The following is a 15455-nucleotide window of genomic DNA, read 5'->3' on the forward strand; positions in this document are numbered from 1 at the left end:
TCCGCGTGCGCAGCCGGGGTTCGGCGCGCACGCGGACGTCGTAGCTCACGCTCGAGCGGTGTCGGGCGCCGAGATCGTCAGAGCTTCTCGCCGACGTAGACCGTCAGCGAGACCAGCGAGTTGGAGTAGCCCCACTCGTTGTCGTACCAGGAGACGACCTTGACCTGGTTGCCGATCACCTTGGTGAGCTTCGAGTCGAAGATGCTCTGGTGCGGGTCGGTGACGATGTCCGACGAGACGATCTCGTCCTCGACGTACTCGAGCACGCCCTTGAGCGGGCCCTCGGCGGCGGCCTTGACCGCGGCGTTGACCTCCTCGACCGTGACCTCCCTCGGCGCCTCGAAGGTGAGGTCCGTGGCCGAGCCGGTGATGACCGGCACGCGCAGGGCGTAGCCGTCCAGCTTGCCCTTCAGCTCGGGCAGCACGAGGGCCACGGCCTTGGCGGCACCCGTCGTGGTCGGCACGATGTTCTGCGCGGCCGCACGGGCACGACGCAGGTCCTTGTGCGGGCCGTCCTGCAGGTTCTGGTCACCGGTGTACGCGTGGATCGTCGTCATGAGGCCGCGCTCGATACCGATCGAGTCGTTGAGGGCCTTGGCGAGCGGCGCGAGGCAGTTGGTGGTGCAGGACGCGTTCGAGATGATGTGGTGCACGGCCGGGTCGTACTGGTCGTTGTTCACACCCATGACGAAGGTCGCGTCCTCGTTCTTCGCCGGGGCGGAGATGATGACCTTCTTGGCGCCGGCGTCGATGTGCGCCTTCGCCTTGGTGGCGTCGGTGAAGAAGCCGGTGGACTCGATGACGATGTCCGCGCCCAGCTCGCCCCAGGGCAGGTTGGCGGGGTCGCGCTCGGCGAGCGCACGGATCTTCACGCCGCCGACGATGATGTTGTCGTCGTCATGGCTGACAGACTTGGGGAAGCGGCCGAGCACCGTGTCGTACTTGAGCAGGTGGGCCAGCGTCTTGTTATCGGTCAGGTCGTTGACTCCGACGACCTCGATGTCCGCACCGGACTCCACGAGAGCCCGGTAGAAGTTCCGTCCGATCCGACCGAAGCCGTTGATCCCGACGCGGATGGTCACGATTGCCCTCCTCAGGGCGCGCCCGGTCATGCCCGGCGCACACGGTTGATGCCGACTTCCGCGCGCCGCGATGGGCGCGCTGATGATTCACGCCGCGACCCTGGGACCCCCGACGTCTTCCTCCGGGCGGTCAGCCTTGGGTCACGTCGTCGTCACCTGACGTCACGAGCCTATACCCAGATCGGCACGCCCGCCGACCCTCGCGGAGGCGTGAGACGGGTGGTCTGACCACAGCCAAGGCAGCCGTTCGCCAGACGCCTGGCGGCCGCGGCGAGGGGCCCTCGTACGGCCGTCAGAGGTCGAGCAGGTCCGGGCTCAGACCCGCCTCGGTGTCCGGCAGACCCAACTCGAGCGCGCGCTTGTCTGCCGTCGACAGCAGCCTCCGGATCCGCCCCGCCACCGCGTCCTTGGACAACGGCGGGTCGGCGAGCTGGCCGAGCTCCTCCAGCGAGGACTGCTTGTGCGCGAGGCGCAGCTCCCCGGCCTGGCGCAGGTGGTCGGGCACCTCCTCGCCCAGGATCTCGAACGCACGCTCCACCCGCGCCCCCGCGGCGACCGCCGCACGGGCCGAGCGGCGCAGGTTGGCGTCGTCGAAGTTCGCGAGCCGGTTCGCCGTGCCGCGCACCTCGCGCCGGGCGCGCCGCTCCTCCCACACCTCGCGGGTCCGCTCGGCCCCCATGCGGCGCAGGATCTCGCCGATCGCCTCGCCGTCGCGCACCACGACCCGGTCCACGCCACGCACCTCGCGCGACTTCGCCTGCACCCCCAGGCGTCGTGCGGCACCGACCAGCGCGAGCGCCGCCTCCGGGCCGGGGCAGGTCACCTCCAGCGCCATCGACCGGCCCGGCTCCGTGAGCGAGCCGTGCGCGAGGAACGCCCCGCGCCACACGGCCTCCGCCTCCGCGACCCCCGCGGACACGACCTCCGGGGCGAGCCCCCGCACGGGTCGCCCGCGGGAGTCCAGCAGCCCCGTCTGGCGGGCGAGCGACTCGCCGTCGCGCACCACGCGCACCACATAACGGTTGTTCTTCCGCAGCCCGCCCGCCTGCACCACGATCAGGTCGCTCACGTGCCCGTAGAGGTCGGTGATCGACCGCCGCAGGCGCGCCGCGGCCGCCTCGTCGTCCAGCTCCGCCTCGATCACCACGCGCCCGGAGATGATGTGCAGCCCGCCGGAGAACCGGAGCGTCGCCGAGACCTCCGCCTTACGGCACGACGTCCGGGTCACCTTGATCCGAGCGAGCTCGTCCTTCACCTCTGCCGTCAGCGCCATGGCGTCATCCTGCCACGCGCGACAAGCACCCTCCCGCCGCCCGAGGACGGGCCGACGTGGGCTACGAAGTGCGATGCGACGTGCGATGCGACGTGCGATGCGACGTGCGATGCGACGTGACGTCAGACGTCGCCGTAGACCCCCTCGAACACGTCCCGGTACGCGGCCGCGAGGCGCAACGGGTCGTGTCGGGCGCTGCCGTCGCCGCGCCGCACCTGCCGCATCAGCAGCTTGGCGCCCATCGCTCCCGCGGCCCTGGCCAGCCCGTCCACGTCCTCGACGGCCGACGGGTCGGCGAGCACCGCGTCCACGCGCAGGCCCGGCGCGTGCCGGTACAGGGCCTCCAGGTGGTCGGTCGCCGTCAGCCCTTGAGTCTCGCCCCGCTCGGCGCTGAGGTTGAGCGTCACGCACACCTTCGCGTCGGTCTCGTGCAGCGCCCGTGCGAGCTCCGGGACCAGCAGGTGCACGAGCACCGACGAGTACCAGGAGCCGGGACCGAGCACGACCCAGTCGGCCGTGCGCACCGCCTCGACGGCCTCGACGCACGCCGGCGGGTCGGCCGGCACCAGCCGCAGCTGCTCGATGCGCCCGTCGGTGACCGCGACCTCGCTCTGCCCGACGACGGTCTCGAGCCGGTCCACTCCGCCCGGGGCGCCCCGCCGGACGTCGGCCTCCACCACGAGCGGGACCGACGCCATGGGCAGCACCCGGCCGCGCGCGCCGAGCAGCTTGCCCACCCAGTCCAGGCCCGACACGGTGTCGCCCAGCAGCTCCCAGAGCGCGACGATCATGAGGTTGCCTATCGCGTGCTTGTCCAGGCTCCCGCCGGACACGAACCGGTGTTGCAGCAGGCCGCTCCAGGTGCGCCCCCACTCCGAGTCGTCGCACAGGGCCGCGAGCGCCATGCGCAGGTCGCCGGGCGGCAGCACGTCCAGCTCGTCGCGCAGCCGGCCGGACGACCCGCCGTCGTCGGCGACCGTGACGACCGCGGTCAGCCGGTCCGACATGAGCCGCAGCGCCGACAGGCTCGCGTACAGCCCGTGCCCGCCGCCCAGCGCCGTGACCGCAGGCGCGCCCATCCCTGTGGAGGGCGTCGTCATTCCTTCCCCAGGTCGCGTGCCGTGAGGGTCACGCGCTGGCCGGCGTCGCGCAGCCGCTGGGCGATCTCGCCGGCGATCGCCACGGACCGGTGCTTGCCCCCCGTGCACCCGACGGCGATCGTGACGTATCGCTTCTCCTCGGCCAGGTAGCCGGCCAGGACGGGCTCGAGCGCCGCGACGTACCGGTCCACGAACTCGATCGCCCCGGGCCGCGCCAGCACGTACTCCCGGACCGGGGCGTCGCGGCCGGTGAGGTGGCGCAGCTCCGTGATCCAGTACGGGTTCGCCAGGAACCGCACGTCCACCACGTGGTCCGCGTCGAGCGGCAGGCCGTACTTGAAGCCGAATGCCAGAACGTTCACCCGCAGCGCCTCGGGCGCGCCGTCGGCGACGGCGGCCCGGACCTCGCGGGCGAGGTCGTGCACCGACAGCTCGGACGTGTCGATGACGACGTCGGCCCGCTCCTCGAGGGACGCGAGCCGGCGACGCTCCTCGCCGATGCCGTCGAGGATGCGGCCCTCCCCCTGCAGCGGGTGCGGGCGGCGGACGCTCTCGTACCGGCGCACGAGGGTCTCGTCCCGCGCGTCGAGGTAGAGGATGCGATAGTTCACGCCGGCGTCGTGCAGGTGCTGGAGCACCCGGGTGAGCTCGGCGAAGTACTCCCGGCCGCGCACGTCCACGACGACGGCGAGGCGCTCCACCGACGACCCGGCGCGCGTCATCAGGTCGACCAGGGGCACGATCATCAGCGGCGGCAGGTTGTCGACGACGAACCAGTCGAGGTCCTCCAGCACGCCGGCGGCACGCGACCGGCCGGCGCCGGACATGCCGGTGATGATCAGCACCTCCGGCTCCGACGCCTCCGGCGAGTGTGTGGTGGCCTCGATCTCGGGGATGCCCTGCGGGACTGTGGTGGGCGACGGCTCGCTCATGCGTCCAGCATGCCAGGGGCGACGGCGTCCTGGCCGATAGGCGCGCTGCTCGCGCCCTCTCCGGCCGCAGGACCGGCCACATTGCCGGCCGCATCGCCGGCCAGGGCGGCCACCACGGCCTCCGCCGTGCGGCGGCCCATGCCGCGGACCTCGGCGATCTCCTCGACGCTCGCCGCGCGCATCCGCTTCACGGAGCCGAATCGGGCCAGCAGCGCCTTGCGGCGCGCGGGCCCCAGGCCCGGCACGTCGTCGAGGGCCGACACCGTCATGCCCTTGCTGCGCCGCCGCCGGTGCTGCGTGATGGCGAACCGGTGCGCCTCGTCCCGCACCCGCTGGAGCAGGTAGAGCCCCTCGGACGAGCGCTGCAGGATGACGGGGTAGTCCTCGCCGGGCACCCACACCTCCTCGAGCCGCTTCGCCAGGCCGCACAGCGCCACGTCGGTCACGCCGAGCTCGTCGAGCGCCCGCTGCGCGGCCGCCACCTGGGGCGGGCCGCCGTCGACCACCACGAGGTTCGGCGGGTAGGCGAACCGCTTGCGCTCGCCCGGCTCCGCGGACACCTCGCCCGACCGCGGCGGCACCCCGCCGCGCGGAGCCTCGCCCGCCCCCGGCTCGGTCCCGTCGCCGTCGTCCAGCTCCACCTCGCCCGACGCGAGCCGGTCCGCCAGGTACCGCCGGAACCGGCGCGTGATCACCTCGTGCATCGCGGCCGTGTCGTCCCGGGCGCCGTCCCCCTCCGGGCCCCGGACCGAAAAGGTGCGGTACTCGCTCTTGCGCGCCAGCCCGTCCTCGAAGACCACCATCGAGGCGGACTGGTACGTGCCCTGCGTGTGCGACACGTCGTAGCACTCGATCCGCAGCGGCGCGGACTCGAGACCGAGCGCCTCCTGGATCTCGCGCAGCGCCTGGCTCCGGGTGGTCAGGTCGCCCGCCCGCCGGGTGCGGTGCAGCACGAGGGCGTGCTCGGCGTTGGCCTTGACGGTCGCGGCCAGCTCGCGCTTGTCGCCGCGCTGCGGCACACGCAGCTCCACCCGCGCCCCGCGCAGGCCGGTCAGCCACGCCGTCATCTGGGCCGGGTCCGGCGGCAGCACCGGCACCAGGACCTCGCGCGGCACGGCGTCGCGCGCCTCCCGGCGAGCTGCCGCGCGCGCCTCGGCATCGCCGGCCGCGCCCTCGCCCACGGCGCGCGCGTCCTCGACGGCGCCGTACACCTGCTGCAGCAGGTGCTCGACCAGCTCCGCGTCGGTGACGTCCTCGACCTTCTCCACGATCCAGCCCCGCTGGCCGCGGATGCGGCCGCCGCGCACGTGGAACACCTGGACCGCGGCCTCCAGCTCGTCGCCCGCGAGCGCGAAGATGTCGGCGTCCGTCGCGTCGGGCAGCACCACGGCGTTCTTCTCGGTGGCGCGGCGCAGGGCCTGGACGTCGTCGCGCAGCCGCGCAGCCTGCTCGTACTCCATCGAGGCGGCGGCCTCGTTCATCCGCTCCGTCAGCCGGCGCTCGAACCGCTGTGTGTCCCCCGCCATGAAGTCGCAGAAGTCGCGCGCGAGCTGCTTGTGGTCGTCGATGCCGATGCGGCCCACGCACGGGGCGGAGCACTTGTCGATGTACCCGAGCAGGCAGGGGCGGCCCGTCTGGTGCGCGCGCCGGTAGACCCCCGCGGAGCACGTGCGGATCGGGAAGACCCGCAGCAGGAGGTCGAGGGTCTCGCGGATCGCCCACGCGTGCCCGTAGGGGCCGAAGTACCTGGTGCCGGGCCGCTTCGCGCCTCGCATCACCTGCGCGCGCGGCACCTCCTCGGCCATGGTGACCGCGAGGTACGGGTACGACTTGTCGTCGCGGTACTTCACGTTGAACCGCGGGTCGTACTCCTTGATCCAGGAGTACTCGAGCGCGAGCGCCTCGACCTCCGTGCCCACGACGGTCCACTCGACGGACGCGGCCGTGGTCACCATCGTCTGCGTGCGGTGGTGCAGGTGCGCGACGTCCTGGAAGTAGCTCGACAGCCGAGCGCGCAGGTTCTTCGCCTTACCCACGTAGATGACGCGGCCGTGCACGTCACGGAACCGGTAGACCCCGGGCGAGGTCGGGATCTCCCCCGGCTTCGGGCGGTACGTCGCGGGGTCTGCCATGCCCGCCAGCCTAGGTCAGGCCACCGACGCCTCCGGTCGGAACACCTGGCGCTACTTCATCGCGCCAGCCGACACGGATCCCTGGAGCTGGCGCTGGAAGATCAGGTAGGCGATCAGCACCGGGACGATCGTGATCACCACGGCCGCGAACATCGCTCCGAAGTCCGCCGCGTACCCCGCGGAGGACACGAAGGCGGCGAGACGCTGGGAGAGCACCCAGTTGTCCGAGTTCGGGTTCAGGGCGACGGGCAGGAGGAACTGGTTCCAGAGCCCCAGGAAGTTGAAGATCGCCACCGACGCCATCCCCGGCCGCGCCATCGGCAGCATCACCTGGAAGAAGGTGCGCCAGTGCCCGGCGCCGTCGATCGCCGCCGCTTCGGCGATGTCGTCCGGCAGCCCGCGGAAGAAGGCGTACAGGAAGAAGACCGTGAACGGCAGCGCGAACGCGACGTAGGTGATGACCAGCCCAGGCAGGGTCCCCAGCAGGCCGATGTTGTCCAGCACGAAGAACAGCGGCACGATCGCGAGGAACACCGGGAACGTCAGCCCGGCGAGCATCAGGTAGTAGATCGCGCGCCGGCCCGGGAACTCGAACCTCCCCAGCACGTAGGCGCACATCGCTCCGAACATCATGACCAGCACCAGGGACGCGCCGACCACGATGATCGTGTTGAAGAACGCCCGACCGATCTCCGCGTCGGTCCAGGCGCTCACGTAGTTGGTCCACGACCACTCGCTCGGCAGCGAGAACGGCGAGCCGAAGATCTCGTCGCTCGTCTTGAACGACCCGATGAGTACCCAGATCATCGGGGCGATCACGAGGACGCACCAGATCACCAGCACCGTGTGCGAGGCGCCGGTGACCGCCCGGTCACCACCCGGCCCGGTCACCCGTCGGGACGGCATCTGCAGGGTGGCGGTTCCGGCCGCCGTGCTCGTCGCGGCGCTCATCGTCGCCCTCCTTCGTCCTTGCCCCTGGTGAGCCGGTTGACGGCGAACACCAGCGCCGCGAAGACCAGCGTGACGATCGCCATCGACACGCCCATGGCACTGGCGTAGCCGAACTTCCCCTCGGTGAACGCGGTCCGGAACAGCTGCTGGGACATCACGAGCGTGCTGTTGTCGGGGCCGCCCTGCGGGTTGAGACCCTGGACGTAGACGAACAGGTCGAGCGCGACGATCCCGATGTAGATGTACGCCGTCTGCACGTTGTCCCGGATCAGCGGGAGCGTGATCGACCACGACATCCGCAGGCGCCCGGCGCCGTCGATCCGCGCGGCCTCGTAGGTCTCGGCGGGCACGCCCTTGATCGCGGCGATGAACAGGAGCATGTAAAACCCGACGAAGCCCCACACGACCACGAACATCGTCACGGGCATCGCCGTCCCGACGTTCCCCAGCCACGCGAACGACTCGAACTGCTCCAGCCCTAGCCCGGTGAGAATCCCGTTCACGAGGCCGTTGCTCGGGTCGAGGATCAGTCGCCACATGATGGCGACGGCGATCGCCGGGATGACGTACGGGAAGAGCGAGACGACGCGGTAGAAACCCGAGCCCCGCACACCGCGGATCCGTCCCTTGCCCGCGCCCCCCACCGTGATGAGGATGGCGAACACGAGCGCGATCGTGATGGTGATCAACGGGATGAAGATCCCGAACATCACGCTGTTGCCGACGGCGTTGACGAACCTCGGGTCCGACAGGAGCGCCGCGAAGTTGTCCAGGCCGATGACGTTGAACTCCGCCGAGAATCCCGACCAGTCGCTGAGGGCATAGAAGCACGCCTGGGCGAACGGCCAGATCACAAAGATCAGGAAGAGCGCCAGCGGGATGCCGAGGAACACCACGAAGAAGCTGACGCTGTCGAAGGACGCCTTGCCAAACCGCCTCTTGCGGGGCCCGGCGACGGGCCCCGCAAGAGAGCCCTCCGTAGAGGGCACCGCCGGGGGGATGGCGGTCATGACACCTCGATCTTGTCGATGGTGTCGTCCTCGCGGATCCGGTCGGTGATGGCCTGCAGCTCCTTGGTCGTATCGGCCACCGACTTCTTGCCGTCGAGGAACGAGTTCCAGATCGGCAGCTGCTCCGGGTTCATGCCGTAGGTGTTGACGAAGTTGAAGGTGAAGATGTCGCTGCCCGCCGCGCTGAGCATGTCCGTCTGCGAGACGAGGGCCGTCGACCCGAACCCGTCGGCGGGGACGATGTCCTTGACGATGGTCGGCGCCAGCTTCTCCTTGGAGAACTTCGTGGCCGAGTCCTTGGAGAGCATCACGCGCAGCAGCTCCTTGCCGCCCGCCACGCTCTTGGCGTCCGACGGCACGATGAACGGCTCGCCGGCGGTCGAGTGGAGGGCCGTGGCGGGCATCGCGGCGGCCGAGGTCACCGAGAAGCTCGGCACCCCCTTCATCTCGAAGCCGTCCGCGGTCTGCTTCTTCATCTCGTTCTCGATCCACGCGCCCGAGGGGTAGAGCAGAGCATCCTGCTTGTTGCTCCACTGCGCCTGCGCCGCCGTGAACTGGGTGCCTGACCCGCCGGGCTTGAAGTACCCGAGGTCGACGATCTCCTTCATGATCGCGAAGGTCGCCTGGAGCGAGTCGTTCGACCAGCAGTCCGGCTCAAGGTTTTCCAGGGTGAGGCGCACCTCGTCGCCGCCCTCCTTGATGGCGGACTCGATCGCCAGGGTCTGGTAGTACGTCGCAGCCTCGGTGCCCCACAGGAAGAGGTACTTGTCCGCCGCCTTGGCCTCAGCGCCGAGGGCCTTGGCCTCCTCCCACGTGGTCGGCGGCGTCCACCCGTTCTTCTCGAAAAGGCTCCCGGAGTACCAGACGCCGTACACGGTGAGGACGTAGTTGAGCGCCGCGAACTTGTCCCCATACGTGCCCGGTGCGAGCACGCCCTCGTAGAGGGTGTCGCGGATGGTCGTGCCCTCGATGTTGGGCGCGTCGATGATGTCGGTGAGGTCCTCGAGCTGGTCCAGGATGGTGTTGAAGCCGATCGACTGGGCGCCGGAGTTGTCCACGAGGTCCGGCGGGTTGCCGCCCACGAACCGGGGCTGCAGCTCCGTGGCGATCTGTGTCGAGGGCGAGACCTTGACGGAGGACCCGGCGTGCAGGCCCGCGAGGACCTCGCCCGCGAACTCGACGTAGTCGACGCCGTAGCCGCCGTCGAACACCACGGCGTCCACCGTGGTGTTCTCCGTCATGCCGAACGGGTTCTTGGGGTCCGCGCTGCCCGTCGGCGCCGTGGTCTCGTCGTCCTGCTGCCCGCCGCCCGTGGCGCAGGCGGCGAGGGGCAGGCCGAGCGGCACCGCTGCCGCGGTGTACATCACTGCTCGGAGCACGGACCTGCGGGAGGGTGCGGCGGTAGGAGAGCTGGGGGTCGAGGTGAGGTTGCTGGTCATCGTCGTTGATGCCCTTCGTGTCAGGGTGCGCCGATCGGCGCCCCGTCAGCAGGTGGCTCTGGGGCCTGATCGGCCTCGGGACGGGGTGCGGTAGATCCCCCTGGGCCGGGATCGCGTCAGGGTGCCGGCACGGGACGTGTCGAACAGGCGGGCGCACCGGGGGCGCGCGGGCGGGCCCGGCCGACGATCGCCGACCGACCGGACGTCCACACCGCGCACGGAACTTTCTCCCATCATTGGAGGGATGCATGGAAAGTATTCACGCGCGGTCGGTACGTCAACATCTGACGCGCACCTGTAACCGGACTGGTACCGGCCTTCACCCTTCGGGCAGGCGCTCCGTCAGGCGGCCGGCGTCGACAGGCGCACGGGGGCCGGCTCGACCAGCACCGAGAAGTTCACCGACCTCGCGATGAAGCACAGCGCGTGCGCACGGTGGTGCAGCCCTGCGACGAACTCGTCCGACACGTGCGGCCCCGGGTCGACGGTCACCCGTGGACGCAGGGTGACGTCGGTAAACTGGCCCTCCCCACGGGACTCCACGCGCATGGTGCCCGTCGTGTCGTCGACGTACTCCCGCACCACGAGCCCCTGCTCCGCAGCGAGGTGGAGGAACCACAGCATGTGGCACTGCGCGAGGCTCGCGACGAACAGCTCCTCCGGATTGTGCCTGGCCGGGTCGCCCCGGAATGCCGGGTCGGCGCTGGCCAGCAGCGGCGGCTTGCCCGTCACGAGCACCCGGTGATCGCGGGGGTACGACGTGTACGAGGTCGTCCCCGTCGCTCCACCACCCACGTCAGGGTCGGGCCAGGCGACGGTGACGGCGTAGTTGTGGTGCGAACCCATGGCCACACGCTAGAGGTTCAGGCCGCGCTGCGCTTACCGGGCCGCTTGGCCTTCGACGCGGCCGGCTTCGTCGTGCCCTTGGCGGAGACCTTGGTCGAGCTCCGGGTGCGCGACGCGGACGACGTCGACGTCGCGGCCGCGCTGCGCGCCTGCGTTCGGGGCGCCGTCGGCACGGCCGGGTGCTCCCTGAGAACCCGGGCCAGGAACTCACCGGTATGGCTCGCCTCGACCTGGGCGACGTCCTCCGGCGTCCCCTCCGCGACGACCGTGCCGCCACCGGAGCCGCCCTCGGGGCCCATGTCGACGATCCAGTCGGCGCTCTTGATGACGTCCAGGTTGTGCTCGATGACGAGGACGGTGTTGCCCTTGTCGACGAGGGACTGCAGCACGCCCAGCAGCTTGCGGATGTCCTCGAAGTGCAGCCCGGTGGTCGGCTCGTCCAGCACGTAGACCGTGCGGCCGGTGGAACGCTTCTGGAGCTCGCTCGCCAGCTTCACGCGCTGCGCCTCGCCGCCGGAGAGCGTGGGGGCCGGCTGCCCCAGACGGACGTAGCCCAGGCCCACCTCGACCAGCGTGGAGAGGTAGCGCGAGATCGCCGGGAACGCCGCGAAGAACTCCGCGGCCTCCTCGATCGGCATGTCCAGCACGTCCGCGACGGTCTTGCCCTTGAAGTGCACCTCGAGGGTCTCGCGGTTGTAGCGCGCACCGTGGCACACCTCGCACGGCACGTAGACGTCCGGCAGGAAGTTCATCTCGATCTTCAGCGTGCCGTCGCCGGCGCACGCCTCGCAGCGCCCACCCTTGACGTTGAACGAGAACCGGCCCGGCCCGTAGCCACGGACCTTCGCCTCCTCGGTCTCGGCGAAGATCTTGCGGATCCGGTCCCAGACCCCGGTGTACGTGGCGGGGTTCGAGCGCGGCGTGCGCCCGATCGGCCCCTGGTCGACGTGCACGACCTTGTCGAGCTGGTCCATCCCGGTGACCCGGGTGTGCCGGCCGGGGACCTGGCGCGCGCCGTTCAGCTCGTTCGCCAGCACGGTGTGCAGGATCGAGTTCACCAGCGTGGACTTGCCCGACCCCGAGACGCCGGTGACGGCGGTCAGCACGCCGAGCGGGAACGAGACGTCCACGCCACGCAGGTTGTTCTCCCGCGCTCCGACCACCGTGATCTGCCGCCCCGCGTCCGTCGCGCGGCGCTCGACCGGCAGGGCGATGCGGCGCCGGCCCGACAGATAGGCGCCCGTCACCGAGCCCTCGGCCTCGAGCAGTCCCGCGTAGTCGCCGGAGTGCACGATCTGCCCGCCGTGCTCCCCCGCGCCCGGACCGACGTCGACGATCCAGTCCGCGGCACGGATGGTGTCCTCGTCGTGCTCCACGACGATCAGCGTGTTGCCCAGGTCGCGCAGCCGCGTGAGGGTCTCGATGAGGCGGCGGTTGTCGCGCTGGTGCAGGCCGATCGACGGCTCGTCGAGCACGTAGAGCACCCCCACCAGCCCCGACCCGATCTGCGTCGCGAGCCGGATCCGCTGAGCCTCGCCGCCGGAAAGCGTGCCCGCAGGACGCTCGAGCGACAGGTAGTGCAGGCCCACGTCGACCAGGAAGCCGAGCCGCGCGTGGATCTCCTTGAGCACCTCGGTGGCGATGGCGCGCTCCCGCTGCCCGAGCTCCAGGCCGTCGAGGAAATGCTTGGCCTCGTCGATCGGCATCCGGCAGACGTCCCAGATCGACTTGTCGCCGATCGTGACCGCCAGGACCTCCGGCTTCAGCCGTGCCCCGGAGCAGACCGGGCACGGCACCTCGCGCATGTAGGCCTCGTACTTCTCCTTCGACCAGTCCGACTCGGTCTCCCGGTGCCGCCGCTCCAGGAACGTCACCGCTCCCTCGAAGCCCGTCGAGTACTGCCGCTCGCGCCCCCAGCGGTTGCGGTACTTCACGTGCACCTGGTGGTTGCGGCCGTGCAGGATGGCCTCGCGGGCCCGCTGCGGCAGGGCGCGCCACGGCACGTCCATGGAGAAGCTCATCTCCTCCGCCAGCGCCGTGAGTACCCGCTCGAAGTACTCGGACGACGTCAGTGCCCACGGCACCACCGCGCCCTCGCGCAGCGTCCGCTCCTCGTCCGGGACCACCAGGTCGGGGTCGACCTCGAGGCGGAACCCGATGCCCGTGCACTCCGGGCACGCGCCGTACGGCGCGTTGAACGAGAACGTGCGCGGCTCGATCTCGTCGAGGGTCAGCGGGTGGTCGTTGGGGCAGGCCCGCTTCTCCGAGAACTTGCGGACGCGGAGAAGGTCGTCGACGTCGGCGTCGACCAGCTCGATCAGGACGAGGCCGCCGGCGAGCCGCAGGGCCGTCTCGACCGAGTCGGTGAGCCGTCGCTGCACGCCGTCCCGTGAGACAAGGCGGTCCACGACCACCTCGATGTCGTGCTTGAGCTTCTTCTCCAGCGCCGGCGGGCTGGTCAGCTGCACGACCTCGCCGTCCACCCGCGCGCGGGCGAAGCCCTGCGTCTGCAGCTCCGTGAACAGGTCCGCGTACTCGCCCTTGCGCCCGCGCACTACGGGCGCGAGCACCTGGTAGCGGGTGCCCTCCGGCAGCTCCAGCAGCTTGTCGACGATCTGCTGCGGCGTCTGCGAGCGCACGGGCTCCCCGCACACAGGGCAGTGCTGCGTGCCCGCCCGCGCGAACAGCAGGCGCAGGTAGTCGTACACCTCGGTGATCGTGCCGACGGTGGACCGCGGGTTGCGGTTGGTGGACTTCTGGTCGATCGACACGGCGGGCGACAGGCCCTCGATGAAGTCGACGTCGGGCTTGTCCATCTGGCCCAGGAACTGGCGCGCATAGGCGGAGAGCGACTCCACGTAGCGGCGCTGACCCTCGGCGAAGATCGTGTCGAACGCCAACGACGACTTGCCCGAGCCCGACAGGCCGGTGAAGACGATGAGCTTCTCACGCGGGAGATCGAGCTCGACGTTGCGCAGATTGTGCTCGCGGGCGCCGGAGATGACGAGGCGGTTGCTCACCCCGGCATCCTACGTCCGCATACCGACGGTCGTACAGGCGTTCGACGTCCTCTGACGGGTTTACACTGTAAACATGGCTGCGCCCCTCACCCGTCGCCGCATCGCTCAGGCGGCCCTCGCCGTCGCCGACGCGGGCGGCCTCGAGGCCGTCTCGACGCGCCGGGTCGGAGCCGACCTCGGCGTCTCCGCGATGGCGCTCTACCGGCACGTCGACGGAAGAAAAGGCCTGCTCGCGGCGATGGCGGCCCTCGCGGCCGAGGAGACGCGGACCGCCCCGGCGCCGGGCGCCGGCTGGCGCGACGGGCTCGCCGCCGTCGCGGAGTCCGGGCGGCGCGCGTTCGAGGCGCACCCCTGGATGCTGCCCCTCGCCCTCGCGCCCGACCGTGTGCTGAACCTCACGCCCCGGTCCACGCTCGCAGACGTCCTCGGCCGGCTCCGCACCGCCGGCCTCGCCGAGGACGACGCCTTCGACGCCCTGCTCGGTGCCGCCGGCATCCCCGTCGGCGTCGCGGCGCTCACCGGGCTCGGGCACCCCCACCCGCCCCGCGTCGTCGACGCCTCCGAGGAGCTGGCCGAGCCCCCGCGCCAGGACGTCGCGGCGGACCCGCTCACGGCGGACCACCACGTGGCGAACCATCTCCCAGGGAACTTCGCTGCCGACGATCCGGCGCCGTACGCCGCCCTGCACGCGCGGGGGCTCGCGGCCCCCGTGGCCCGGCGCGTGCACGACCTCACCCTCGCCGCCTACCTCGACGGCATCGACCGGCGGATCCGTCTCAGCGCGACGCGCCCCGGCCGCTCCACGGATCCCGACCGGATCCTCCCGATGAAAGGACCACCACCCATGACCAATCACGCAGAGCTGCACGGCAAGGTCGCGATCGTCACCGGCGGCGCCGGCGGCATCGGCCGCGGCATCGTCTCGCGCTTCCTCGCCGACGGCGCACGGGTCATGATCGTCGACCTGCTCCCGCAGGCCGATGGCGAGCAGCTCGTCGCCGACCTCGTCTCCCGGCTGGACGGCGAGCACGACGGCGAGCGGGACGGCGAGGCCGCCTACGTCCGCGCGGACATCGCGCAGCCCGATGCGCCCGCCGAGATCGTCGCAGCCACGGTGGAGCGCTTCGGCAGGCTCGACGTGCTGGTGAACAACGCGCACGCGTCGAGGCAGGCGCCCCTGCTGGAGACCACCCAGGAGATGTGGGACCTGTCCTTCGGTACCGGTGCCCTCGCGACCCTGCGCCTGATGCAGGCGGCGCACCCAGAGCTCGCGAAGGCCTCTGGGGCGATCGTGAACTTCGGCTCCGGGGCCGGCATCAAGGGCCTGCCCACGCAGGGCGCCTACGCCGCGGCGAAGGAGGCCATCCGCGCCCTGAGCCGCGTCGCCGCCAACGAGTGGGCGGCCGACGGGATCCGCGTCAACGTCGTGTCGCCGGTGGCCATGACCCCCGGCATCGTTCAGTGGTCCCAGGCCTACCCCGCCGACTACCAGCAGGTCGTCGACGGCATCCCGCTGGGCCGGCTCGGATCCCCCGAGGACGACATCGCCCCGGTCGTCGCTTTCCTCGCAGGAGATGGATCCCGCTACGTCACGGGGCAGACGATCATGGCCGACGGCGGGTCGATCAAGCTGTACTGATCGACCCGATGGACGACCCGCTGGCCACCAT

11 protein-coding genes are annotated in these 15455 nt (G+C 71.0%); 1 reads left to right on the top strand and 10 read right to left on the bottom strand.

The window, feature by feature from the left end:
• Window positions 1-77 precede the first annotated feature (77 nt).
• The 10 genes from gap to uvrA form a co-directional block, all read right to left on the bottom strand.
• The gene (gene gap, locus AC1C2W_RS08210) at window positions 78-1082 is read right to left on the bottom strand and encodes a type I glyceraldehyde-3-phosphate dehydrogenase (protein ID WP_495412845.1); all 1005 of its coding nucleotides are present in this window, start codon (window positions 1080-1082) and stop codon (window positions 78-80) included.
• Between the two features lie 292 nt (window positions 1083-1374).
• Window positions 1375-2355: a DNA-binding protein WhiA gene (gene whiA / locus AC1C2W_RS08215; protein ID WP_495412846.1), complete on the bottom strand. Its 981-nt coding sequence runs from the start codon at window positions 2353-2355 to the stop codon at window positions 1375-1377.
• 122 nt (window positions 2356-2477) lie between these two features.
• A complete protein-coding gene (locus AC1C2W_RS08220; RefSeq protein WP_495389217.1) occupies window positions 2478-3455 on the bottom strand; it encodes a gluconeogenesis factor YvcK family protein in 978 nt (325 codons plus the stop codon).
• Window positions 3452-4387, bottom strand: a complete 936-nt coding sequence (gene rapZ / locus AC1C2W_RS08225) for an RNase adapter RapZ (RefSeq protein ID WP_495389216.1) — start codon at window positions 4385-4387, stop codon at window positions 3452-3454. Before rapZ ends, AC1C2W_RS08220 begins: the two co-directional genes overlap by 4 nt.
• Window positions 4384-6519 carry an excinuclease ABC subunit UvrC gene (gene uvrC, locus AC1C2W_RS08230; protein ID WP_495389215.1) on the bottom strand — a complete coding sequence of 712 codons (2136 nt, stop codon included), beginning with the start codon at window positions 6517-6519 and terminating at the stop codon, window positions 4384-4386. The genes rapZ and uvrC overlap by 4 nt, the downstream gene beginning before the upstream one ends.
• A gap of 51 nt (window positions 6520-6570) precedes the next feature.
• Complete coding sequence (locus AC1C2W_RS08235) at window positions 6571-7425, bottom strand: carbohydrate ABC transporter permease (RefSeq protein WP_495389496.1); 855 nt, start codon at window positions 7423-7425, stop codon at window positions 6571-6573.
• Between the two features lie 41 nt (window positions 7426-7466).
• Entirely contained in the window at window positions 7467-8480 is a 1014-nt protein-coding gene (locus AC1C2W_RS08240; protein WP_495412847.1) for a carbohydrate ABC transporter permease, read from the bottom strand.
• A complete protein-coding gene (gene ngcE / locus AC1C2W_RS08245) occupies window positions 8477-9859 on the bottom strand; it encodes an N-acetylglucosamine/diacetylchitobiose ABC transporter substrate-binding protein (RefSeq protein ID WP_495412848.1) in 1383 nt (460 codons plus the stop codon). The genes AC1C2W_RS08240 and ngcE overlap by 4 nt, the downstream gene beginning before the upstream one ends.
• Before the next feature lie 402 nt (window positions 9860-10261).
• Entirely contained in the window at window positions 10262-10765 is a 504-nt protein-coding gene (locus AC1C2W_RS08250; protein ID WP_495389212.1) for an OsmC family protein, read from the bottom strand.
• A 17-nt stretch (window positions 10766-10782) separates the two neighbouring features.
• Window positions 10783-13785 (bottom strand): excinuclease ABC subunit UvrA, encoded by a 3003-nt coding sequence (gene uvrA / locus AC1C2W_RS08255; RefSeq protein WP_495412849.1) that lies wholly within the window; start codon window positions 13783-13785, stop codon window positions 10783-10785.
• Window positions 13786-13858: 73 nt separating this feature from the next.
• On the opposite strand from uvrA, the gene AC1C2W_RS08260 reads away from it, so the two are divergent.
• Window positions 13859-15424, top strand: coding sequence for an SDR family oxidoreductase (locus AC1C2W_RS08260; RefSeq protein WP_495412850.1), 1566 nt, complete (start codon window positions 13859-13861; stop codon window positions 15422-15424).
• The last annotated feature ends 31 nt before the right edge of the window (window positions 15425-15455 follow it).

This window comes from Isoptericola sp. Y581 (assembly GCF_059445475.1).

Excerpts from the sequence above, each read along its gene's own strand:
- AC1C2W_RS08240 (WP_495412847.1), bottom strand. The coding sequence starts at position 8,480 with ATGACCGCCATCCCCCCGGCGGTGCCCTCTACGGAGGGCTCTCTTGCG.
- AC1C2W_RS08220 (WP_495389217.1), bottom strand. The coding sequence starts at position 3,455 with ATGACGACGCCCTCCACAGGGATGGGCGCGCCTGCGGTCACGGCGCTG.
- rapZ (WP_495389216.1), bottom strand. The coding sequence starts at position 4,387 with ATGAGCGAGCCGTCGCCCACCACAGTCCCGCAGGGCATCCCCGAGATC.
- whiA (WP_495412846.1), bottom strand. The coding sequence starts at position 2,355 with ATGGCGCTGACGGCAGAGGTGAAGGACGAGCTCGCTCGGATCAAGGTG.
- AC1C2W_RS08260 (WP_495412850.1), top strand. The coding sequence starts at position 13,859 with ATGGCTGCGCCCCTCACCCGTCGCCGCATCGCTCAGGCGGCCCTCGCC.
- AC1C2W_RS08235 (WP_495389496.1), bottom strand. The coding sequence starts at position 7,425 with ATGCCGTCCCGACGGGTGACCGGGCCGGGTGGTGACCGGGCGGTCACC.
- AC1C2W_RS08250 (WP_495389212.1), bottom strand. The coding sequence starts at position 10,765 with ATGGGTTCGCACCACAACTACGCCGTCACCGTCGCCTGGCCCGACCCT.
- uvrC (WP_495389215.1), bottom strand. The coding sequence starts at position 6,519 with ATGGCAGACCCCGCGACGTACCGCCCGAAGCCGGGGGAGATCCCGACC.